General features: G+C 73.2%; 19 protein-coding genes. 10 read left to right on the top strand and 9 right to left on the bottom strand.

The genetic code is table 11. The features are described from left to right. Window positions 1-13: 13 nt before the first annotated feature. Together ACFQ11_RS10195 and ACFQ11_RS10200 are read right to left on the bottom strand one after the other, a co-directional pair. Window positions 14-844 (bottom strand): hypothetical protein, encoded by an 831-nt coding sequence (locus tag ACFQ11_RS10195; RefSeq protein WP_378297760.1) that lies wholly within the window; start codon window positions 842-844, stop codon window positions 14-16. 336 nt (window positions 845-1,180) lie between these two features. Continuing rightward, on the bottom strand, window positions 1,181-1,801 hold the full coding sequence (locus tag ACFQ11_RS10200; protein WP_378297761.1) for a helix-turn-helix domain-containing protein: 621 nt from the start codon (window positions 1,799-1,801) through the stop codon (window positions 1,181-1,183). A gap of 133 nt (window positions 1,802-1,934) precedes the next feature. On the opposite strand from ACFQ11_RS10200, the gene ACFQ11_RS10205 reads away from it, so the two are divergent. After that, window positions 1,935-2,483 (top strand): hypothetical protein, encoded by a 549-nt coding sequence (locus ACFQ11_RS10205; protein ID WP_378297762.1) that lies wholly within the window; start codon window positions 1,935-1,937, stop codon window positions 2,481-2,483. A 4-nt stretch (window positions 2,484-2,487) separates the two neighbouring features. After that, the gene (locus tag ACFQ11_RS10210; protein ID WP_378297763.1) at window positions 2,488-3,045 is read left to right on the top strand and encodes an OmpA family protein; all 558 of its coding nucleotides are present in this window, start codon (window positions 2,488-2,490) and stop codon (window positions 3,043-3,045) included. A gap of 24 nt (window positions 3,046-3,069) precedes the next feature. Here the strand turns inward: ACFQ11_RS10210 and ACFQ11_RS10215 are convergent, their stop codons facing one another. Continuing rightward, a complete protein-coding gene (locus tag ACFQ11_RS10215; RefSeq protein ID WP_378297764.1) occupies window positions 3,070-3,936 on the bottom strand; it encodes a serine/threonine-protein kinase in 867 nt (288 codons plus the stop codon). A 216-nt stretch (window positions 3,937-4,152) separates the two neighbouring features. Here ACFQ11_RS10215 and ACFQ11_RS10220 point away from each other — a divergent pair, with 216 nt between their 5' ends. Beyond that, window positions 4,153-5,847, top strand: a complete 1,695-nt coding sequence (locus ACFQ11_RS10220; RefSeq protein WP_378297765.1) for an LCP family protein — start codon at window positions 4,153-4,155, stop codon at window positions 5,845-5,847. Between the two features lie 6 nt (window positions 5,848-5,853). Here ACFQ11_RS10220 and ACFQ11_RS10225 read toward each other — a convergent pair whose 3' ends face one another. Next, window positions 5,854-6,468: a prepilin peptidase gene (locus tag ACFQ11_RS10225; RefSeq protein ID WP_378297766.1), complete on the bottom strand. Its 615-nt coding sequence runs from the start codon at window positions 6,466-6,468 to the stop codon at window positions 5,854-5,856. A gap of 335 nt (window positions 6,469-6,803) precedes the next feature. On the opposite strand from ACFQ11_RS10225, the gene ACFQ11_RS10230 reads away from it, so the two are divergent. Genes ACFQ11_RS10230 through ACFQ11_RS10255 form a run of 6 tightly spaced genes read left to right on the top strand, consistent with a single transcriptional unit; the run spans window position 6,804 to window position 14,815 of the window. Further along, complete coding sequence (locus ACFQ11_RS10230) at window positions 6,804-7,379, top strand: DUF4282 domain-containing protein (RefSeq protein ID WP_378297767.1); 576 nt, start codon at window positions 6,804-6,806, stop codon at window positions 7,377-7,379. 12 nt (window positions 7,380-7,391) lie between these two features. Next, window positions 7,392-9,746 (top strand): protein kinase domain-containing protein, encoded by a 2,355-nt coding sequence (locus tag ACFQ11_RS10235; RefSeq protein ID WP_378297768.1) that lies wholly within the window; start codon window positions 7,392-7,394, stop codon window positions 9,744-9,746. Next, window positions 9,743-10,870 (top strand): response regulator receiver protein, encoded by a 1,128-nt coding sequence (locus ACFQ11_RS10240; RefSeq protein ID WP_378297769.1) that lies wholly within the window; start codon window positions 9,743-9,745, stop codon window positions 10,868-10,870. The genes ACFQ11_RS10235 and ACFQ11_RS10240 overlap by 4 nt, the downstream gene beginning before the upstream one ends. Before the next feature lie 50 nt (window positions 10,871-10,920). After that, window positions 10,921-12,840 carry an AAA family ATPase gene (locus tag ACFQ11_RS10245; RefSeq protein WP_378297770.1) on the top strand — a complete coding sequence of 640 codons (1,920 nt, stop codon included), beginning with the start codon at window positions 10,921-10,923 and terminating at the stop codon, window positions 12,838-12,840. Beyond that, complete coding sequence (locus ACFQ11_RS10250) at window positions 12,837-13,568, top strand: 4Fe-4S single cluster domain-containing protein (protein WP_378297771.1); 732 nt, start codon at window positions 12,837-12,839, stop codon at window positions 13,566-13,568. The genes ACFQ11_RS10245 and ACFQ11_RS10250 overlap by 4 nt, the downstream gene beginning before the upstream one ends. Next, window positions 13,556-14,815, top strand: coding sequence for an FHA domain-containing protein (locus tag ACFQ11_RS10255; protein WP_378297772.1), 1,260 nt, complete (start codon window positions 13,556-13,558; stop codon window positions 14,813-14,815). The genes ACFQ11_RS10250 and ACFQ11_RS10255 overlap by 13 nt, the downstream gene beginning before the upstream one ends. Before the next feature lie 90 nt (window positions 14,816-14,905). On the opposite strand, the gene typA is transcribed toward ACFQ11_RS10255, so the two are convergent. Next, window positions 14,906-16,759 (bottom strand): translational GTPase TypA, encoded by a 1,854-nt coding sequence (typA, locus tag ACFQ11_RS10260; protein ID WP_378297773.1) that lies wholly within the window; start codon window positions 16,757-16,759, stop codon window positions 14,906-14,908. Window positions 16,760-16,998: 239 nt separating this feature from the next. Between typA and ACFQ11_RS10265 the strand changes: the two genes are divergently transcribed. Next, complete coding sequence (locus ACFQ11_RS10265) at window positions 16,999-18,018, top strand: C40 family peptidase (RefSeq protein WP_378297774.1); 1,020 nt, start codon at window positions 16,999-17,001, stop codon at window positions 18,016-18,018. A 7-nt stretch (window positions 18,019-18,025) separates the two neighbouring features. Here ACFQ11_RS10265 and ACFQ11_RS10270 read toward each other — a convergent pair whose 3' ends face one another. The 4 genes from ACFQ11_RS10270 to ACFQ11_RS10285 form a co-directional block, all read right to left on the bottom strand. Continuing rightward, on the bottom strand, window positions 18,026-18,439 hold the full coding sequence (locus tag ACFQ11_RS10270) for a (deoxy)nucleoside triphosphate pyrophosphohydrolase (RefSeq protein ID WP_378297775.1): 414 nt from the start codon (window positions 18,437-18,439) through the stop codon (window positions 18,026-18,028). After that, window positions 18,436-19,239, bottom strand: a complete 804-nt coding sequence (locus ACFQ11_RS10275) for a Mut7-C RNAse domain-containing protein (RefSeq protein WP_378297776.1) — start codon at window positions 19,237-19,239, stop codon at window positions 18,436-18,438. The genes ACFQ11_RS10270 and ACFQ11_RS10275 overlap by 4 nt, the downstream gene beginning before the upstream one ends. Window positions 19,240-19,300: 61 nt before the next feature. Next, window positions 19,301-20,350: an NlpC/P60 family protein gene (locus ACFQ11_RS10280; RefSeq protein WP_378297777.1), complete on the bottom strand. Its 1,050-nt coding sequence runs from the start codon at window positions 20,348-20,350 to the stop codon at window positions 19,301-19,303. Further along, window positions 20,347-20,982, bottom strand: coding sequence for a hypothetical protein (locus tag ACFQ11_RS10285; protein ID WP_378297778.1), 636 nt, complete (start codon window positions 20,980-20,982; stop codon window positions 20,347-20,349). Before ACFQ11_RS10285 ends, ACFQ11_RS10280 begins: the two co-directional genes overlap by 4 nt. Window positions 20,983-21,142 lie beyond the last annotated feature (160 nt).

The raw sequence follows: 21,142 nt of genomic DNA on the forward strand, positions 1-21,142 counted from the left end.
GATTCCTTGGCCTTCAGTTGATGATGCGCAGGTCGGAGATGGTCTCGCTGGCGACGAGCATCACGTAGACGTCGGCGACGACCAGGGAGCCGAGCGTGACCAGCGCGTACGTCCCGTGCCGCTCGTTGATCTTGGAGATCCAGCCCCACATCCGGTAGCGCACCGGGTGCTTCGAGAAGTTCTTCAGCCGGCCGCCCACGATGTGCCGGCACGAGTGGCACGACAGCGTGTACAGCCAGAGCAGGATCACGTTCACCCAGAGGATGACCGTGCCGAGGCCGATGCCGAACCCGCCGCCCTCGCCGTGGAAGGCGCGGATCGCGTCCCAGGTGTTGATCAGGGAGATGAGCACCGCGGCGATCCAGAAGTAGCGGTGCAGGTTCTGCCCGATCAGCGGGAAGCGCCGCTCCCCGGTGTACTTGGCGTGCGGCTCGCGGACGGCGCAGGCCTGCGGGGCCGCCCAGAACGACCGGTAGTAGGCCTTGCGGTAGTAGTAGCAGGTCAGCCGGAACAGCAGCAGGAACGGCAGGGAGATCACCGCGAACGGGATCCAGCCGCGGGTGCCGGCCGGGAGGAACGTCCCGAACTCCGCCGCGTCGCCGGTGTGCCCGTTCACCGTCACGCCGTTGCAGATCTCGTTGAAGCACGGCGAGAAGAACGGCGACAGGTAGTGGAATTCCGGGACGAAGAAGGCCGCGCCCCAGAAAGCCCGGATCGTCGCGTACACCACCCACGCCGTGAAGATCACGAAGGTGGTGATGGGATAGAGCCGCCAGTTGTCCTTGCGGAGCGTGCGTTCCTTGATCTGGGCGCGGGATTTGGCCGGCGCCTCCAGTGTGCTCATCGATCGCTCTCCTGAGCCTCGGGTCGTGTGATCCCCGTACCACGGTCTGCGCGCGCCATGCGGCCCTCGCGCCTCGGCCGTAGGCCGTGCCGCATGCGGGCGGTGACGCCCCGTGCGCGCTTCCAGCGAAGCGACCCTACGCCACTGGCGCGGACCTGTGACATACATAACAGGCGGACCCGCATGTGACCCTGACCACAGCCTTTAGGCGCGCAAACGGTCTCCGGCCGCACCGTAGATACATAAGCAGTCGTTATGGCGAAGGGGAATCGAGACGAGCGCGCGTAGGCATGACCGCCCGCCCATCCTCGGGCGGCCGGACGTTCCGTTTTCGTGCTAGCGGATCGGCGCCCGCAGCACCGTCTGGGCGAAGTGCGCCTCCGCCTCGCCCGTCCGGCCCGTCCCGTACACCCGGAGCGCCTCGGCGAGGTCGGGGTACCGGTCGGCGAGGAGCGCGGCCGCCTCCTCGATCTCGCCAGCCGACGCGACCTCGCGCAGCAGCGCCTGGACGTCCCGCGCCCCCGCCTCCGCCCGCGCGCGCACCCCGGGCGCGCGTCCGTCCGGTGCGCGTTCGGGCGCCGCGGCACCGGGCGCGGCACCGGGCGCGCGATCGCCGGTGGGCACGCGCAGCCCGGAGGTCGTCGGCGCGGACTCGGCGCGGATCTCCGCGAGCCGCTCCTTGACCCGGGCCGCGGGCAGTTCGGCGAAGCCGGGGTCGGCGGCCAGTTCCTCGACCGCCATCAGGCGGTGCAGCACGGCCGGGTTGCTGATCTTCGCGCGCTGGCCCGACATGAGCTGCGACAGCATCGGCGCGGACAGGCCGAGCACGCCCGCCAGGCCCGACTGCGACAGCCCGAGCCGGTCGAGGAGGCGGCGCACGCGCTCCCCCAGCGGCTCGCCGTACCACTCGGCCTGCAGGGACCGGTTCCGGACGATCGTGTCCTCGGCGGCGCTCAACGCAGAAACCCCCTTGACCGTTCGCAGCTGCAAACACTAGATTCTCGTCCGCACACAGAACGTCTGTGCCCGTGCCATGGTTCCACGAAAATCATCGTTTGCACATGCGACGACCAGGAAGGCGGCTCCTCCCATGCGCCCGTTCCACCGTGCCGCGTCCGCCGCGGCCGCGGTCCTGCTGCTGGCCGGCGGTCCGACCGGCTGCTCGATGCTCGACGACGCCGGCTCGTCCGGGGGCGCGGCCGACGGCGGCACCCCGTCCGTCGACGCCGCGGGCGACCCCATCGTGAAGGCCACGCTCGGCGCCCCTCCGCAGGAGCCGTCGGCCGAGGTCGAGATCGCCGTCATGGGCCTGCGGGTGCGGGGGCGACTCGCGACCCTGACCGTCCAGATGACCCCGCGGCTTCCCGCCGGCGGACCGGACGAAACGAGCCCGTACAAGCTGAACGGCAATGACGGCATCGACCCCGCGCTGATCGACCCGGTCAACCTGAAGCGCTACGTCGTCGTCGAGGACTCGGGCGGCGCCGAGCTGGCGACCGACGACATCACCACCGACCTCGACAACGGCAAGGCCGGAACACTGCAGTTCACGTTCGCGGCCCCGCCGGAGAACGTCAAGGCGGTGGACCTGCAATTCGGTTCCTGGCCGACGTTCCGCAACATCCCTGTCGAAAGGTGACCCCATGCACCGGAGAACGGTGATGGCGGGGGTGCTCGTCCTCACCCTGGGCACCCCGGCGGCCGCCGCGGCCGGACCGGACGTGCCGGACGCCGCGGTGACCGCGTCCGTCCGGGACATCGACGCGGCCTCGGCCGTCCGCGACATCGACCTGTCCGATTCGGTCGTGGACCTGGAACGCGAGGACAGCAGCGACGGGCGGGTGACCGTGCAGATCTCGTCCGACGTCCTGTTCGAGTTCGACAAGGCGGCGCTGACCGCCGAGGCGCGCGGCCACATCGCCGAGCTCGCCGGCCGCGTCCGCGGCGCCACCGGGACCGTCGAGGTCTCCGGGCACACCGACTCGCGAGGCGAGCCCGGCTACAACCGCCGCCTGTCCCGGCAGCGCGCCGACGCCGTCAAGGCCGAACTCCTGCGCCACCTGTCCGGCGCGGGCGTCGAGATCACCGCCGTGGGCCGCGGCGAGACCGATCCCGTGGCCCCCAACGAGAAGAACGGCGAGGACGACCCCGAGGGCCGCGCCCGGAACCGCCGCGTCGAGATCACCTTCAGCGAGTCGTGATCCGCGCGACGCGGCCCGTCCCGGTCAGCCCGGCGCGCCCGGCGCCGCGGGCGGCGGGCCGAGCTGGTCGAAGATCTGCAGCGCCTCGCCGTCCAGGGTGGACGCCGGGAGCCGCAGCTCCAGCCCGCACATGGCGAGGGCGCGGCGCGCCGCGGCGGCGTCCGGCGGGCGCCGCTCCGGGTCGGGGTCGCACAGGCACCCGACCACCGACCACAGCCCGGGCGGCGTCCCGGCGGGCGGCGCGCCGACCGGCTGCCGCGGCTGCGGATCGCCCGCGCCGGTCAGCATCCGCCACCCGACCATCCCGGCCGCGTAGAGGTCCTGGCGGGGCCCCGGCCGGTTCCAGTCGAGCACCTCGGGCGCCAGGTAACCGGGGGTGCCGACGGTGAACCCGGTCGTGGTGACGCGCACCCCGTCGTCCTCCAGCGCGATCCCGAAGTCGGCGAGCCGGACGAGCGGCGCCCCCACCGCGCTCGGCTCCAGCAGCAGGTTCGCAGGCTTCACGTCGCGGTGCACCACCCCGGCCGCGTGGATGTGGCCCAGCGCGGCCAGCAGCTGGTCCAGCACCTCGGCCGCGTACGCGGGCGGCAGCCGGCCGTAGTCGCCGAGGAGCGTCTGCAGGGAACCGCCGCGGACCAGCTCCATCGCGAGCAGCACGTCGTCGTCGGCCGCACAGGACGCGTAGGGCGTCACCACGTGCGGGTGCGCGAGCCGCAGCGCCTGCTCCCGGACGGCCCGCAGCACCGTCGTCGGCCCGCGCCGCCGGACGAGCTTCGCCGCGCAGTACCGTCCCTCCGCGTGGTCGAACGCGCGCCAGACCCGGCTCGTCCCGCCCGTCCCGATCCGGTCCAGCATCGTGAACCGGCCGCCGATCACCCACCCCGTGCTCACGCTGCGATCGTACGGAACCGCCCGGTGCGTCTCGATTCGGGCGAACGTGTCAACAGATCGCGACTTCCGCGCATCTAACAGAGGGAGTCACGCGATCACCCGCGATCCCGCCCCAGTTCGTAAACTGACGAGCCGCACCGACCACGCCCCATCCGGGCTTGCCGAGACGGGACCGATGAGCGACACACACCGTTTCACGAACGGCTGCGCACACCCATGAGCACCGAACCGCCGACCGGTCCCGAACGACGCGAAGACCTCGCGGAGGGCTCCGGCCACGAAGACGGCACCGTCCACGGACGTCCGGGGGACGACGCGGACGACGCGGCTCCCGACGGCGCGGACGCGTCCGGCCGCGACCGCGCCCGCGAGGACGACACCGGCACGGGCGACACCGGCACGGGCGACGCCGACGATCGCGAGGGCCCGGCCGCGGACGGCGGTGACGAGCGGCGGGACCGTGCCGGCGAAGCGAATGAGGCGGACGGCGAGGACGCCGGCGGCGGATCGGACGACGACGCCCCGCAGGCGGTGTCCTTCCCCGACCGGGACGACGCGCGGCGGTCCCGGCGCCGCAAGATCCTCCGCCGGACCGCCATCGGCCTCGTGGCGGTGCTCGTGGCCGGGAGCGGCGGCGCGTACTGGCTCTACCGCGACCTGATGGGCGGCATCGAGCAGAAGCACGTCGGGTCGCAACTGGGGACGGACCGTCCGCAGAAGCTCAACGAATCGCTCAACATCCTGCTGCTCGGCTCGGACACCCGCGAGGGCGACAACGCCGAGTACGCGGTGCCCGGGATGGCGGGCGCGCGGTCGGACACGACGATCCTGCTGCACCTGTCGCCGAACCGGGACCAGGCGGTCGCGGTGAGCTTCCCGCGCGACTCGATGGTGAAGATCCCCGAGTGCGAGAAGGAGAACGGCGACAAGGTCTCCGCACGGTTCGGAATGCTGAACAGCGCGTTCGCCTACGCGGGCCCGACCTGCACGTGGAAGACGCTGGAGTCGCTCACGGGCGTCCACATCGACCATTTCGTGCAGATCGACTTCTCCGGGTTCAAGCGGATGGTGGACGCGCTGGGCGGCGTGGAGATCTGCGTCGAGAAGCCCGTGAACGATCCGCGCGCGGAACTGTATCTGGACGCGGGAAAGCAGACCGTCAAGGGCGAGAAGGCCCTCGGGTACGTCCGCGCCCGCTACTCGCTGGGCAACGGGTCCGACCTCGGGCGCATCGAGCGCCAGCAGAAGTTCATGGCGGCCGTCGTGGACAAGGCGCTGAGCTCCGACGTCCTGACGGACCCGGCCCGGACCTACGACTTCCTCAAGGCCGCCACGGACTCCATCACCACCGACGACGAGTTCGGCCTGTCGGACATGCGCAAGCTCGCGGACGGCCTGCGGGGCATGAACGCCGGGCAGGTCCGGTTCGTCACCGTCCCGGTCAAGGGCTACAAGCCCGACCCGAACCGGGTGCAGTGGAACGACGAACTGGCCGGCCCCATGTTCGAGGCGATCCGGCACGACGACAAGCTGCCCGCCGCGCCCGCCGCGCCGGCGGCGAAGCCCGCGCCGAAGCCGAAGGACGTCGAGATCACCGTCGTGTCCGCCGGGGCGAAGGACAAGGCCGTCGACAGGGTGGTGAAGCAGCTGAAGCGGCGCGGGTTCACGGTCGCCGACGACGTCGAGGACGCGCCCGGCGCCACCGACGGCCGCATCGTCTTCGCCCCGTCCGCCGAGGCGCACGCGTCCGTCCTCGCGCGGGACGTCCCCGAGGCGCTGCTCACCCCGGACGGGAACGCGCCGGAGGACGGCGTGCGGCTCGTGATCGGGAAGAAGGGGCTGAAGCTCGCGCCGCCCGCCATCCAGAACATCGGGGAGAAGGCCGAGTCCGGTAAGAAACTCTGCGAGTAGGCGTCCCTAGGCGAGCACCGCGGCGCCGAGCGCCCCGGCCAGCATGTACGGGCCGTAGGCGAACTCGCGCCGCGGACTGCGGCGGACGATCATGATGCCCGCGTTCAGCACGCCGCTGAGCAGGTACGTCAGCAGGACGGCCGCGAGCCAGGTCTCCAGCCCGAACCATCCGAGGCACAGGCCGAGGACCCCGGCGAGCTTGACGTCGCCGAGCCCCAGCCAGGACGGCTTCACGAACGCCGGCACCGCGTACAGCAGGAACAGGGCCGCCATCCCGGCGAGCGCGTGCGCGAAGTGGCGCGTCCCGTCCGCGGTGAACGGCGCCGCGGCGGCGAGCAGCGTCGGGACGATCGCGTACGACGGGAGCGTGAAGCCGTCCGGCAGCCGCTTGACGTGCACGTCGACGAACGCCAGCAGCGTCCCGACCAGCGCGACGTAGAGGAGGGCGGGCAGGACGGGTTCGAGCCCGACGGCGAACCCGAGCACACCGAACACCAGTGCGGTGACCGCGCCGAGGGCCGTCCGGTCCCCGGCGGGCACGTCGCCGACGTACGGTTCCGCCAGCGGCGCGGCGAGCCGGCCGGCGACGAACCCCAGCGGAACCAACGCCAACGCGATCATCGAACCTCGCCCCGATCCGCCGAGTGAAGCCCCCGGAACGATAACCGAACGGGCCGGACGCCCGAGGCGTCTTCGTCCACGGCGCCGCCGGGGCACGCGGAACGACGTTCCGAAACGACGCCCGGACGGCACCCGACCTCACCCGTCGGTGACAGTAACGACCCGTTGACGCACGAACGTGTCGTCCCGGAGGGCATGGAGACCGCGCTGACCCCGCACAGGCCGGTGCGGGCGGGCCCGCGCCTCGGTCGGGCGGCGCGGGTCGGTGACGGCGCGGGACGGGGCACAGGCCGTAGAGTCTCCCTGTAGGCGGCTCAACACTGGAGACGACGGCGATGACGAACCCCTCGGACCCCGGCCAGCCGGCGCGCCCGCCCGCGGGCGGGCAGCCCCCGGGAGGGCCGTACGGCCCACCGCCCCCGCCGCATCCCCAGCAGCAGCAACAACATCAGCACGGCACCGGCCCCATCCCGGTCCCGAACCCCCGCCCCCCGGCCGCGCCGCCCGGCCAGGGCCACGGCCAGGGACAGCCGAACCCGAACCAGCCGGGCCCGGGCCCGTACGCGACCGGCCCGCAACCCCAGGTACCCCCGCAGGGATGGGCATCGCCGCCGCGACGTAAGGGCCTGGTGGGCGCTCTATTCGACACCAGCTTCGACTACATGATCACTGCCGAGATGATCAAGATCATCTACCGGCTGGCGGTCGTGCTGATCACGCTCTTCGCTTTGATCATCGCTTGGACGGGTGTCGGATTCCTTGAGTGGAATCAGATGCTCGGCGTTCTGACGATTCTCGCAACCCCGATCATCTGGCTGTTCCAACTCGTGACGACCCGGATGGCCCTCGAGTTCCTCATCAACCAGTTCAAGATCAGCGAATACCTGCGGGTCATCAAGGACAAGAGCTAGCCGGGGCTGTCAGTGGGCGAGGTCGACGGGACGGACGAGGCGGCCGGGACGCGGCGGGACGCGGGGACGACGCGGCGCGACGAGGCCCGGGTGCCCGGGCCTCGGGGTGCGGCGGAGACGCGCCGGGACGGGCCCGGGGGGACGGGCGGCGCGTCGCTGATGCGGCTCCCGGCGGAGCTCGCCGAGCGGTACGAGGCCGTCGCGGAGCTGCCCGTGCAGGGCGCGGAGTCGGACCTGCTGCTGGTCCGGGACGCACGGGGCGCCGAGCACGTCGCGAAGATCTTCCGGCGGGGCTACCGGGCGGACCGGGACGTGTGGGCGAAGCTCCCGGAGCTCGGTTCGCCGCACGTGCTGCGGATCCTCGAGACGGGGCACGCGGACGGCCGCGACTACGAGGTGACGGCGTACGCGCCCGACGGGAACCTGCGGGCCCTCATGGACGGGCCGCTGCCCCCGGAGGCGGTCGCGGACGTCGCCGCGCAGCTCGCGGACGGTCTCACGGCGCTGCACCGGGCCGGGATCGTGCACCGCGACCTCAAGCCGGAGAACGTGCTCGTGCTGAGCGGCGACCCGCTGCGGCTGGCGATCGCCGACTTCGGCCTGAGCAAGGTGCTCGAGCAGAGCGTGGTGTTCGCCTCGTCGTCGCGGACGCTGGCGTACGCGGCGCCGGAGTCGCTGTCGGGGCAGGTGTCGCCCGCGCGCGACTGGTGGTCGCTCGGCATGATCGTCCGGGAGCTGGCGACGGGACGGGCGCCGTTCCGGGGGCTGAGCGAGACCGTGGTCGTCGACCATCTCGCGACCCGGCCGGTGAGCGCGGACGACGTCGCGGACCCGCGGCTGCGGCTGCTGTGCCGGGGGCTGCTGACCCGCGACCCGCGGCGGCGCTGGTCGGGCGCGGAGGTCGCGGCGTGGCTGGACGGCGGGTCTCCCCCGGTCGCCGAAGAGGCCACCGGGCCGGAGACGGGCACTGGTCTGCCCTTCAAGGGGCGCCGATACGCGCGGCGGGACGAACTGGCGCGCGCGCTGGTCGCGGAGTGGGCGGACGCCGCGCAGTACTTCTTCGGGCGCGGTGAGAACAGCGAGGCGTGGCGGAGCCTGCGCGCCTGGCTCGCCGAACTTCCGGACGACGGCAGCATCGAGCTGGTCGACGGCCGCCTGACCGCGGACGTCGACCCGGACCTGAAGCTGCTGTATCTGGTGCGGTGGCTCGACCCGGACCTTCCGCCGCACTTCCTCGGGCGGCGGGTGACCGCGGAAGACCTGCGCATGCTGCCCGCGTACGTCGAGAATCCGGGGCCGGAGCACCGGGTGGCGTGCCGGCTGGTGCGGGAGCTGTGGCGGCACGGCCTGCTGCGGGAGCTGGCGGGTTTCGCGGGCGGGGCCGACCTGGCCGGGGTGGACGAGCAGTGGCGGGCGCACGCGGCGGCGTGGAACGAGCTCGCGCGGTGGATCCGGGCGCAGGACGCGCCGCCCCCGGCGCTGGCGGCGCGCCTGCCGGACGCGGGGGCGGACGACCCGCCGCTCGTGCTCGCCATGCTGCTGGCCCTCGCGGCGCACCCGGCGGACGTCCGCCGGAAGCTCGCCGAGGGCCTGGAGCGGGCCCGGGCCCGGACGGCGGGCGCCGAGCCGGTGCCGTGGTTCGAGTGGCTGGCGGGCGGGGCGGGCGACGACCCGCTGCGGATGCTGGCGGTGCTGCTGGCGGCACCGGAGGCGGTCGTCGAGATCGAGTCGGCGAAACGCGCGCGGCGCGCCGAGGCGGAGCGCACGGAGGCGCTGCGGGCGCAGCGGGCGGAGCGTGAACGGGCGCGGCTCGCGGGGCGCGGCGCCGCCACCGGGCGGGCCGTCCTGTGGACGCTGCCGCTGCTGGCCGTCTGGCTGTCCGGTTCCTGGATCGTGGGCGCGCTGTTCGGCGGCGGGCCGGACGGCGGGACGAGTTCGGTGGGCGGGTTCCAGCGTTCGTCCGGTGTCCCGTTCGGTTTCCTGGCCGTGCTGTCGGTCGTCGTGTGGGGCTTGCAGTGCGGCGCCGAGGTCGTGCTCGCGCGGGCGCAGAGCGCGGACTACCTGCCGCACGGCCCGTGGGCGATGTTCTCCAAGGTGCTGGGCGCGGGCGGGCGGGGCCTGTCGAAGGCGTCGCAGACGGTGTCGGGCGCCGCGCAGCGGACGGGGCGGCGGGGCTGCGGGCTCGTGCTGCTGGCCGGGACGGTCCCGCTGCTGCTGGTCTTCCTGCTGCTGGCGGCCGTGACGCCGGTCGCGGGGCTGCTGTGGACGCTCGTGCTGATCGCCGCGCCGGTCGCGCACGGCGTCGCGGCGGGCGTCCGGCTGCACCGCTGGCGGCAGGCGCGGGGCACGGTGACGGGAGGGGCATGAGCAGCGGAGTCGAGGCCGACATCGCGCTGGACGCGGCGGTCGTGCTGAGCCTGGGCATGAACCGGGTGCTGGGGCGGGGCGCGGGCCTGGCGGGGCGCGGCGCGGAGGCGCTGGCCGCGCTGGCGGAGGGACGCGCGGAGGCGCGGGCGGCGGCGCTCGCCGAGGTGGAGACGCAGGAGCGGGCGCTGCGCGAGGTCGTCGAACGCAACGCGCGCATCGCCGCGCTCGCCGAGACCCGGGACCGGCTGGGCGCGGCGCTCGACCTGCCGACGCCGCTGGCGCTCGACGAGCGGCCCGCCGCGGAGCTCACGGCGTGGTGCGCCGCCACCGACCGGGCCCTGGACGACGCCGAGCGGGCGCTCTCGGACCTGCTGGCCGCCGAGGTCACCGCGCAGATCTTCGCCGCGCCCGCCGAGCCCCTCACCGGCGACCTCGAACCGGCGGAGACCGTCCCGGCGGAGGAGTCCGGCGACGTCCGGCGGACGCTCGCCCGGGTGATGGCGCGGCTGCTGCCCGACGCCGGGCCCGCCGAGCGGGAGGCGGTCGTGGAGGCGGCGCGGCTGCTCGCGTCCGCCGCGACCGCCGCGGAGGCCGAGGGCGTCCTGCAGGAGGTGCGGCTGCGGATCCAGGACGCCAACCGGCGCACGCGGGAGCTGCGGGAGGCGGAGCGGCGGCGGGCCGCCGAGGCGGACGCCGCCGCGCAGGCGGAGGCGGAGCGCCGGTACGTGCTCGACTCGATCACCGCGGCGTTCGAGGACCTCGGGTACGAGGTGGCGGGCGGGTTCGAGACGCTCACCGCGTCCGACGGCACGATGGTCCTGACGAAGGGCGCCTGGCCGGACCACAGCGTCCGGATGCGGGTGGACGACGCGCAGGTGCGGGCGTCGATGATGCGGGAGCGGCCCGCGCGGAGCGAGGACGACCGGCGGATCGACGCCGAGCGGGAGGCGGAGTGGTGCGCGGCGTTCGAGGCCGCGCGGGCCCGCCTGGCCGAGGCCGGGATCCGGTCCGACGTGGGCTGGCGGCTCGACCCGGGGGTCCGCGAACTGCCGGTGACGGCCGAGTCACGGCACACTAGGGGGCGTGCCGAACGGCGGGAACGCCGCCGCTCGCACGGCCAGTGACGGCGCGCGGCGCCGAGTGACCGGTACGGAAGCGGAGTGGAGCGGGCCTGATGAGCATTGATTCGCCGACCCTGGGCGGACGCCTGCAGGGCTGGCCGCCGTTCATCCGGGAGCTGGACGCGACGCTGTCGGTGCACTCGCAGTACGTCCTGTCGGGGAACCTCTACGACAGTTTCCTCGCGCCGCCCGCGCAGGTGGGCGGCCCGGCGCGGCTGCTGCCGCTGCGCGAGCTGCTGTGGGAGACGCTGCGGGCGAGCGGCGCGGCGTTCATGGCCGTCTACGACCCGGTGGACGGGCTGCAGATCTGCCCGGACGCCGGCGACGAGCTGTCGGACGAGGCGAAGCGGGCCGCCGAGCGGCTGATGGGCCGGTTGAAGGGGGACGAGAAACCGTCCCTGGAGGCGCTGTCGCGGCACCTGGCGGCGGTGGCGCGGCCGCAGGACAACGTGCGCGCCGCGTTCGTGATCGACTCGGCGTCGCGGATCGCGCGGACGCCGACCGACCTGGAGCCCGCCGAGCGCGACTTCTTCCGGTTCTGCGCGAAGCTGTCGCGCACGGCCCGTCCGGTGCGGGTGGCGGGGGCGCGGCCGAAGCCGCTGTACAACCCGGTGGTGTGGCTGGTGGAGCGGCCGGGCGACCTGCCGCCGTGGATGACCGCCGACAACGAGACGATCCGGGAGATCACGATTCCGCGGCCGCACCTGGGCGACCGGCAGGAGACGGCGCGGCTGCTGGCGCGCGCGTTCGGGGTCGGCGACGTGGGCGAGGACCAGGCGGCCGCGGACGCGTGCGACGCGTTCGCCGAGCAGGCCGACGGGCTCACCCTGCAGTCGATGATCGAGGTGACGCGGCTGGCGAAGGAACGCAACGTCAGCCTGACGGACCTGCCGGACGCCGTCCGCACCTACAAGCTCGGGGTGCTCGACAACCCGTGGAGCCGCGGGCACCTGCGGCGCCGGGTGCTGGAGGGCGAGAAGCGGGTGCCCGAGCGGGTCATCGGGCAGCCGCAGGCGGTGACGAAGACGCTCGACATTCTCAAGCGCGCGGTCCTGGGCCTGTCGGGGGCGCAGGCGACGCGCTCGGGCAGCCGCCCGCGGGGCGTGCTGTTCTTCGCGGGCCCGACCGGCACCGGCAAGACGGAGCTGGCGAAGGCGGTCACCGAGCTGATCTTCGGGGACGAGTCGGCCTACCTGCGGTTCGACATGAGCGAGTTCTCCGGGGAGGGGTCGGGCGACCGGCTGATCGGGGCGCCGCCGGGCTATGTGGGGCACGAGGCGGGCGGCGAGCTGACGAACGCGGTCCGCGAGGACCCGTTCCGGGTGATGCTGTTCGACGAGATCGAGAAGGCGCACCCGCGGATCCTCGACAAGTTCCTGCAGATCCTCGAGGACGGGCGGCTCACCGACGGGCGCGGCAACACCGTCCACTTCTCCGAGTCGATCCTGATCTTCACCTCGAACCTCGGGATGTACGTGCCGGGGCGGGACCTGACGACGCCCGGCGGCGGCGCGGCGTACGCGTCGCCCAACCGTGTGCAGAACATCACTCCCGGGATGTCGTACGACGAGGTCGCGCAGCGCATCAAGGCCGCCGTCGCCGAGCACTTCACCGAGGTGCTGAACCGGCCGGAGCTGCTGAACCGGTTCGGCGACAACATCGTCGTGTTCGACTTCATCTCCGCCGACGCCGCCCAGCAGATCTTCGACCTGCAGTTCGCGAACATCTGCAAGCGCGTGTCGGAGGAGCACCGGCTCGCCCTGACGATGGAGGACGACGCGCTGGAGACGCTGCGGGGCTGGTGCACCGCCGAGCTCGACAACGGCGGGCGCGGCATCGGGATGGCGCTGGAGTCCTACTTCGTCAACCCGCTGGCGCGCGCGCTGTTCGATCGTGAGCTCGTCCCGGACGAGCCCGTCACCGTGTCCGGGATACGCCGTGAGGGCAGTATCGTGCATCTGGACCTCCTGTGACGGGCGGCGGCTCCCCGCATTCGCTGCTGCTCGCCAAGGCGCACCATCCGGTGACCGCGCTCGGCCCCGGGACCCGCGCCGGCATCTGGACGCAGGGCTGCACGCTGCACTGCCCCGGATGCCTGTCCCGGGACACCTGGAGCGCCGATCCGGGCAAGGCCGTGCCGGTCGAGACGATCCTCGGCTGGCTGGCCTCGCTGCCCGGACCGGTGGACGGGCTGACGATCTCGGGCGGCGAGCCGTTCCAGCAGCCGGCCGCGCTGGCCGCGCTGCTGCACGGGGTCCGCGCATGGCGGGACGCCCCCACGCGTGAGACGATTAAGTTCGACATATTGGTCTACAGCGGATATGTCTACTCTCGGCTCGCGCGGTCCCGCGAGTCTCGGGAGATCCTGGACATGTGCGACGCCGTCATCACGGGCCCATATGTCGACCGGCTCAACCCGAGGGGGCGACACCCCGAGGGCGGCTCCCTACTCTGGAGGGGGTCGGCCAACCAGCGCATCGTGCCGCTGTCGCCGCTCGGGCGAGAACGGTACGGGGCGCTGGCCGACGACGGGAAGATCGAGAAAGGCGCTGGGCCCAGAGTGCAGGTGTCCGTGGACGAAGGGCCGGAGGGAAGGCGGGTGTACTACATCGGGATCCCGCGAAGGGGCGACATGGAACACCTCACGTCGAGGCTCGAACGCGCCGGCGTACGCTCGGGGGAAGTGTCATGGCGAGCTTGAACTGTCCAGTCTGCGGTGAGCAGTCCCAGCCCGGGGATCTGGTCTGCATGAGCTGCGGCGCGAATCTGGCGCGGGCCGGGGGCGGGTCGCAGTACGGCGCGCCCCAGCACGGCGCCCCGCCGCACGGGGGACCCCAGCACGGCGCCCCGCAGCACGGTGCTCCCCAGCACGGCGCCCCGCAGCACGGCGCCCCCCAGCACGGGGGCCCGCAGCACGGCGGTGCCCCGCAGTACCAGGACCAGTACCAGCAGGACCAGTACCAGTACCAGCAGGCCCCGCAGCAGCAGGCGCCGCAGCACCAGGCTCCCCAGGACCAGTGGGGCCCGCCGCAGCCGCAGGCCCCGCAGAACGACCAGTGGGGGGCGCCGCAGCCGCAGCAGGACCAGTGGGGCGCACCGCAGCCGCAGGCCCCGCAGCAGGACCAGTGGGGGGCGCCGCAGCCGCAGGCTCCGCAGGACCAGTACGGTCCTCCGGGTCCGCAGGGCGGCGGCCCGGGCGCGATGCAGGCGCCGCCGCAGCACCAGGCGCCGCAGAACGACCAGTGGGGGGCTCCGCAGCCGCAGCAGGACCAGTGGGGCGCACCGCAGCCGCAGCAGCCGGGGCCGCCCGGCCAGGACCAGTTCGGCCCCCCGCAGGACCAGTACGGGCCGCCCCAGGACCAGTACGGCCCGCCGCAGGACCAGTGGGGCGCGCCGCAGCCGCAGGCTCCGCAGCACGACCAGTTCGGTCCGCCGCCGCAGCCGGACCACCGGCCGCCGATGCCGCCGCCGCACGGCCGGGAGCAGACGCTCCTGCCGCCGGACCAGCAGCACGGTGGTCCGCCGCGCAGCGACAGCACGGCGATGATGTGCCCGTACTGCGAGGCGGTCCTGTCCAGCCCGGGCGCCGCACAGTGCGACCAGTGCCTGCGGCCGCTGCCCGGTGGCGGGCAGCAGGGCACGCCCGTCCTGCGGGTGCAGTTCCCGACGGGTGAGCTGAAGGTGTCGGTGGGCCAGCACCTCGTGCTGGGCCGGGACGCCGGTCAGTCGCCGGTCGCGTCGACGTTCACGCAGTACGACAACGTGTCGCGGCGGCACTCGACGGTGTGGCTCGACCCGTCCGGGACGGCGTGGGTGCGCGACGAGGGCTCCACGAACGGGACGTTCGTCAACGGCGAGCGGCTCCCGCGCGGCGTCGAGGCGCCGCTGAAGAACGGCGACCAGCTCCGCCTGGCCGCCGACGTGACGGGCAACGTCCAGCTCAACTGACCGGCACCGACGACGGAACGGCCCCCGGCTCGATCGAGCCGGGGGCCGTTTTCCTTGTGCGGCGTGCGGCCGGGATCCGGCCGGAGCGGATCAGCCGGAGCGCTTGCTGCGGGCGCGGGCCCGCTCGCGCTCCTTGGCGTCCAGGACGACCTTGCGGATGCGGACGGCGGTCGGCGTGACCTCGACGCACTCGTCCTCGCGGCAGAACTCCAGCGCCTCCTCCAGGGACAGGACGCGCGGCGGCGTGAGCCGCTCCAGCTCGTCGCCCGTCGAGGACCGCATGTTCGTGAGCTTCTTCTCCTTGGTGATGTTCACGTCCATGTCGTCGGCGCGGGAGTTCTCCCCGACGATCATTCCCTCGTACACCTCGGTGGTCGGCCCGACGAAGAACGTGCCGCGCTCCTGCAGGTTCGTGATCGCGAACGCGGTCGCGGCGCCCGCGCGGTCGGCGACCAGCGAACCGGACGGGCGCGTGCGCAGCTCGCCGAACCACGGCTCGTAGCCCTCGAAGACGTGGTGCGCCATGCCGGTGCCGCGCGTCTCCGTCATGAACTCGGTGCGGAAGCCGATCAGGCCGCGCGCGGGCACCAGGAACTCCATCCGGACCCAGCCGGTGCCGTGGTTGGTCATCTGCTCCATGCGGCCCTTGCGGACGGCCAGGAGCTGGGTGACGGCGCCGAGGTGCTCCTCGGGGATGTCGACGGTGAGCCGCTCGACCGGCTCGTGCTTCTTCCCGTCGATGACCTTCGCGACGACCTGCGGCTTGCCGACGGTCAGCTCGTAGCCCTCGCGGCGCATGTTCTCGACCAGGATGGCCAGGGCCAGCTCACCGCGGCCCTGCACCTCCCAGGCGTCCGGGCGGTCGGTCGGCACCACCTTGATCGACACGTTGCCGACCAGCTCGCGGTCCAGCCGGTCCTTCACGAGGCGGGCGGTGACCTTGGTGCCCTTCTCGCGGCCCGCCATCGGGCCGGTGTTCGTGCCGATCGTCATCGAGATCGCCGGCTCGTCCACCGTGATCAGCGGCAGCGGGCGCGGGTCGTCGGGGTCGGCGATGGTGTCGCCGATCATGATCTCCGGGATGCCGGCGAGCGCGATGATGTCGCCCGGCCCGGCCTCGTCGGCGGGCTTGCGGGTCAGCGCCTCGGTCATCAGCAGCTCGGTGATCTTGACGCGCTCGACGCTGCCGTCACGGCGGCACCACGCGACCGGCTGGCCCTTCTTGATCGTCCCGGCGTGGACCCGGCACAGCGCGATCCGGCCGAGGTAGCTGGACGCGTCCAGGTTCGTCACGTGCGCCTGCAGCGGCGCGTCCGGGTCGAAGGACGGCGCCGGGATCGTCTCGGTGATGACCGAGAACAGCGGCTCGAGGTCCTCGCTGTCGGGCAGCTCGCCGTCGCCGGGCTTGGTCAGCGAGGCCCGGCCGGCCCGCCCCGACGCGTACACGATCGGGAAGTCGATCTGCTCCTCGTCGGCGTCGAGGTCCATGAACAGCTCGTACGTCTCGTCGACGACCTCGTCGATGCGGGCGTCCGGCCGGTCGGTCTTGTTGACGACCAGGATCACCGGGAGCCGCGCCGCGAGCGCCTTGCGGAGCACGAACCGGGTCTGCGGGAGCGGCCCCTCGCTGGCGTCCACCAGCAGGACGACCCCGTCCACCATGGACAGGCCGCGCTCGACCTCGCCGCCGAAGTCGGCGTGGCCGGGCGTGTCGATGATGTTGATGGTCAGCCCGCCGTGCCGGACGGCGGTGTTCTTCGCGAGAATGGTGATGCCCTTCTCGCGCTCGAGGTCGTTGGAGTCCATGACGCGGTCGTCGACGTCCTGGTTCTCGCGGAAGGCACCGGACTGCCAGAGCATGGCGTCGACCAGCGTCGTCTTGCCATGGTCGACGTGGGCGACGATCGCGACGTTCCGGAGGTCGTCGCGCGTGGAGATGGGCATGCGGTCTCGCCTTGCGTGAGAGTTCGGGAGTCGCCGCAGACGCGCGGCGATTCCATTCTACTTGCCGCTGTCCGGTTCCTGCCGTACTCGCGGCGGCCCCCGGACCCCGCGGGCCGTCCCGGCAGCGTGATCCGCACCACGCGCCCCTTAAACCTCGATTGGCCTTCTTTGCCCAATGTTTGTAATCTCCCGGTGATCCGGCCGTCGAGAACCGGCCGTCGACGAGAGGAGAACCCGGCTTGACACCGGACCATCTCCGGCGCAGGCGCGCCCCCCGGCACGGGGTGGCGTCCGCCGCCGCGGCGACGTTGTTGCTGATCACCCTCGGTTCGACCGCGCCCGCCGCGCACGCCGACCCGTCCCCGCAGCCGTCCGGCTCCCCGGGGCCCCTCCCGACGACGGTGGAAGGGCTGAAGAAGGAGCTCGACAAGCTGCAGGAAGAGGCGGAGATCCTCACCGAGCAGTACAACAAGAGCCGCGTCGAGCTGAAGGCGGCGAAGAAGGCCGAGCAGGCCGCCGCGCGGAAGGCCGCGACCCTGCGGGCGCAGGCGGAACCGGCCCGGCAGCGGCTCGGCGAGATCGCCGCCGCCAACTACAAGGGCGGCCGCCCCGACGTCCTGTTCATGATCGACGGCACCGCGGACGGTCTCGCCGCCTCGGCCTACCTGGCGAAACGCCAGTCGGACACCGTCGCGGCCCTGCAGAAGCAGATCAAGGAGGCCGAGGCCGCCGAGAAGGCCGCGCACGCCAGGACCGCCGAGGTCGAGAAGGCCGCCAAGACGTCCGAGGAGGCCCGCGGGCGCGCCAAGGCCAAGGTCGACGAGGTCCTCAAGCGGCTCGAGAAGCTCACCACCACCAACGCCTACAGCCCCCGCACCGGCCTCAAGGCCGCCGTGAAGGGCACCGGCCTGCCCGCCGAGATGGCCCGCAAGGCGGTCACCAAGCTCGGCGCCCCGTACGTGTGGGCCGCGGCCGGGCCGCGCAGCTTCGACTGCTCCGGGCTGGTCGTCTGGGCGTACGCGCAGGTCGGCAAGCCCGGCCTGCCGCACTACACCGGGTCGCTGTACGGGCTGGGCACGAAGGTGTCGCGCGGCGAGCTGCGCTCGGGCGACCTCGTGTACTTCGGCGCCAACCTGCATCACATGGGGATCTACCTCAGCGACGGCAAGTACCTGCACGCGCCGCAGACCGGAGATGTGGTGAAGATCTCCCGCCTGTCGGACCGTTCCGACTACGCGGGCGCCAACCGGATCGGCTGACCACCCGTCAGCGGAGGCCCTCCCGGGCGAACACGTCGATGACCGGCCGGTCGCCCGGGAGCCACTCCACGTCGTACAGCTCGTCCGGCGCGAGCCAGCGCAGCGCGAGATGCTCCAGCGCGCGCGGCTCCCCCTCGACGATCCGCGCCGTCCACACCCGCAGCACGGCGCGTTCGCCCAGCCGCCAGTCGCCGCCGATCCGCCGGCCCGGCCTGATCTTGATCGCCAGCTCCTCGTGGCACTCCCGGACGAGCGCGTCGGTGTCGGACTCGCCGGGGTCGACCTTGCCGCCGGGCAGCTCCCAGCCGCCCGCCATGTGGGCCGGCTCGGCCCGCTGGGCGGCCAGCAGCCGCCCGTCCGCGATGATCGCCGCACCCACCACGATCAGGTCGATGGGAACCAGCTCCTTCCTCGGTTTCACTCTGAGACGGCCGCTCCGGCCCGATCGGTTCCGCCCGCCGCGCCGTCCGGCGCGTCCCCGTCCCCGCGGGCGTCCGCGACCAGCCGCGTCGCCTCCCGGACGATCTCCTCCAGATGATCGCCGTGGGCGCCGCGCCAGTACACCTGCCCGCACCGCTCGCAGCGTCCGTAGACGTCGTAGCTGCGGCGCGTGCCCGCCGCCAGCTCCCGCTCGATCTCGGTCTTGTCGACCGGGACGAGCCCGCCGTTGCACGCGGTGCAGCGCGTCCACGGCCGCAGCACGGGCGCGAACCGCCCGAGCACGTCGCGGAGCTGATCGTCCGGCCGGGAACCGCGGACGTACGCGCCGAACCACAGCGCGCGTCGGCGCAGCAGCCCCCGGTCCTGGGTCAGCAGGACCCGCCGCTCCTCGTTGGCCTGCACGACGAGAGCGGGGTCGTCCATGTCGTTGTGGTAGGCGGTGTCGAGGCCCAGCAGCCGCAACCGCCGCGCGAGCGTCCCGAGGTGCACGTCCAGCAGGAACCGCGGCGACACCCGTCCCGGCTCCGGCGGCACGGGCTGCGGGCGCGGGACGGCCCCGACCAGCACCTCGTCACCGCCGCGCGGGCGGAACGCGGCGTCCACCGGGTCCCCGCCGACCGTCATGGGCCCGACCTCGGGCAGCGGCACGCCGAGCGACTCCACCAGATGCCCCAGCGTCGACGTCCCGTCGTACGGGACGCGCCGGACGGGCTCCCGCCGCGCGGCGGGCAGGAACATCAGCAGATCGTCGGCGACTCGGATCGTTATCTCGGCGTCCACGCGGTCAGCATGCCACGCGGCACCCCCGTTCCCGTCCGATTTATCCGCCCCGGCCGCGTCCTCACGGCTGCGCGGCCGCCTGGAGCTGCCGTTGCAGTTCGGGCTTGGCCAGCGGGCGCGTCGAGCCGATCCAGTCCGAGCGCTCGTACGACTGGACGGCGATCGCGGGCACGCACGTCGAGCACCGCGCGACGATCATCTTGCCCTTCGAGATCACCATCCCGACATGTCCCGGATTGTTCGCCGCCGTCCCCGGGCCCGAGTTGAAGAAGACCAGGTCGCCCGGCTGCTCGTCGCCCTTCCCGATCTTCTTGCCGAACGGCCACTGCTGGAACGTCGTGCGCGGGATCGACAGGCCCACCTGCCGGTAGGCCGCCTGGATCAGGCTGGAGCAGTCCCAGGCGTCCGGCCCGTTCGCGCCGAACACGTACGGCTTGCCGCGCTGCGCCATCGCGAACTCGATGATCTCCTTGACGACGCCGTCGACCCCGGCGGGCAGCTCGTTGTCCGCACAGTCGATCCCGTTGCTCTGGACGACCTCGAACTCCCCGCCGGCGTATTTCCCGGCCCAGTCCAGGACGAGGTCCACGTAGTCCCACGAGTGGTTGTAGGCGAAGATCGCGTCCCGCATCCGCTCCGGCGCGCCGCTGGCCTTCAGGTACGCGGCGGCCGACGGGATGGCGTCCACCGGGTCGTAACGGTCCTTCTTCCCGTCGTCGTTCCCGTCGACCCCGTACGCCTTGAACGTCGCGGCGAGGAACTGCATCGGGCCGCCCGCGCCCGCGTAGTTCTCCCCGCTGCTGACGCCCGGCAGCGTCGACCGCCCGTGGTCGGTCTCGACCTTCCCGACGCCCGCGAGGACGTTCCAGGGGATCCCGTACTCCTCGCCCGCCCGCCGGTACAGCTCCAGGAACGCGCCCGGGATCGCCTCCGCGTCGCCCGCCGCGGCGGGCTGCGCCCCGGCGCCCGACGTGTCGGTGCACCGGGTGCCCGCCCCGCCGCCGAACATGAACTGGCTCGCCCCGAACAGCACCGGAACGAAGATCAGTGCGACGAACAGCAGGCCCGCGGTGCCGAGCGCGCCCGCGAACAGCAGCCGCCGCGCCGTCATCCGGTGTCACCCGCCTGCCCGGCGTCCGCCGGTTCGAACGCGTACACCCGCAGCGATCCGCCGTCCCGCACCACCGTCACCGCCCACTGCTTGTTCTCGCTGGTCTCCTTGCCCCCCGCGGTGACCGCCTGCGTGCCGGTCACCAGAAAGATGATCGAGTTGTCGCCGATGTCGCGGACCCGGTCGAGCGACGCCGTCCCGGTCGCGACCGTCCGGTCCGCCCGCCGCTTCGCGACCAGCCCGGCCGAGGCGTGCGCCCGCGCCAGCTCGCCGCGCAGCTGCTCCGTGGTGAGCGGTGCCAGCCGTTCGTCGTACTTCCGCGGCTCCTCGTCGTACCGGTACGTCGCGTACGCGGCCACGAACCTCTGCGCCACCTCGGCGGCCGTCGCGAACTCCGCCCGGGAGAACGGCAGCAGCCGGTAGACGTCGAAGTCCTCCGGGTTCACCGCCGTCCGGATCCCGGGCGGCGGCGACGCGGGACCGGCCGGGGCGGTCGCCGCGGCCGTCGGGGCGTCGTCCGGCCCGCCGGTCGCCCGCTCGGGAGCGGCGACCGTCAGGTACACCCCGACCGCGGCGAGCGCCGCCACCAGCCCCGCGAAGACGATCTTGCGTTGGCGGTCGTCGAGGTTCATCACTCGTCCCGGCCCGGCTCACCCGGCGACCCCTCGGCCGGACGCAGCCAGAACGGCATCGGCGGCTCGTCGCCGGGCGAGCGCCGGCCCCACAGCGGCGGCGGCGCCTGCCGCCCGACCGCGCCCCCGCCGGACGCCGGGGCGGCACCGCCGCCGCCCG

Source organism: Actinomadura sediminis (assembly GCF_042675525.1).
Lineage (GTDB): Bacteria > Actinomycetota > Actinomycetes > Streptosporangiales > Streptosporangiaceae > Spirillospora > Spirillospora sediminis.

Excerpts from the sequence above, each read along its gene's own strand:
- ACFQ11_RS10195 (WP_378297760.1), bottom strand. The coding sequence starts at position 844 with ATGAGCACACTGGAGGCGCCGGCCAAATCCCGCGCCCAGATCAAGGAA.
- ACFQ11_RS10205 (WP_378297762.1), top strand. The coding sequence starts at position 1,935 with ATGCGCCCGTTCCACCGTGCCGCGTCCGCCGCGGCCGCGGTCCTGCTG.
- ACFQ11_RS10210 (WP_378297763.1), top strand. The coding sequence starts at position 2,488 with ATGCACCGGAGAACGGTGATGGCGGGGGTGCTCGTCCTCACCCTGGGC.
- ACFQ11_RS10220 (WP_378297765.1), top strand. The coding sequence starts at position 4,153 with ATGAGCACCGAACCGCCGACCGGTCCCGAACGACGCGAAGACCTCGCG.
- ACFQ11_RS10225 (WP_378297766.1), bottom strand. The coding sequence starts at position 6,468 with ATGATCGCGTTGGCGTTGGTTCCGCTGGGGTTCGTCGCCGGCCGGCTC.
- ACFQ11_RS10230 (WP_378297767.1), top strand. The coding sequence starts at position 6,804 with ATGACGAACCCCTCGGACCCCGGCCAGCCGGCGCGCCCGCCCGCGGGC.
- ACFQ11_RS10240 (WP_378297769.1), top strand. The coding sequence starts at position 9,743 with ATGAGCAGCGGAGTCGAGGCCGACATCGCGCTGGACGCGGCGGTCGTG.
- ACFQ11_RS10245 (WP_378297770.1), top strand. The coding sequence starts at position 10,921 with ATGAGCATTGATTCGCCGACCCTGGGCGGACGCCTGCAGGGCTGGCCG.
- ACFQ11_RS10255 (WP_378297772.1), top strand. The coding sequence starts at position 13,556 with ATGGCGAGCTTGAACTGTCCAGTCTGCGGTGAGCAGTCCCAGCCCGGG.
- typA (WP_378297773.1), bottom strand. The coding sequence starts at position 16,759 with ATGCCCATCTCCACGCGCGACGACCTCCGGAACGTCGCGATCGTCGCC.
- ACFQ11_RS10280 (WP_378297777.1), bottom strand. The coding sequence starts at position 20,350 with ATGACGGCGCGGCGGCTGCTGTTCGCGGGCGCGCTCGGCACCGCGGGC.
- ACFQ11_RS10285 (WP_378297778.1), bottom strand. The coding sequence starts at position 20,982 with ATGAACCTCGACGACCGCCAACGCAAGATCGTCTTCGCGGGGCTGGTG.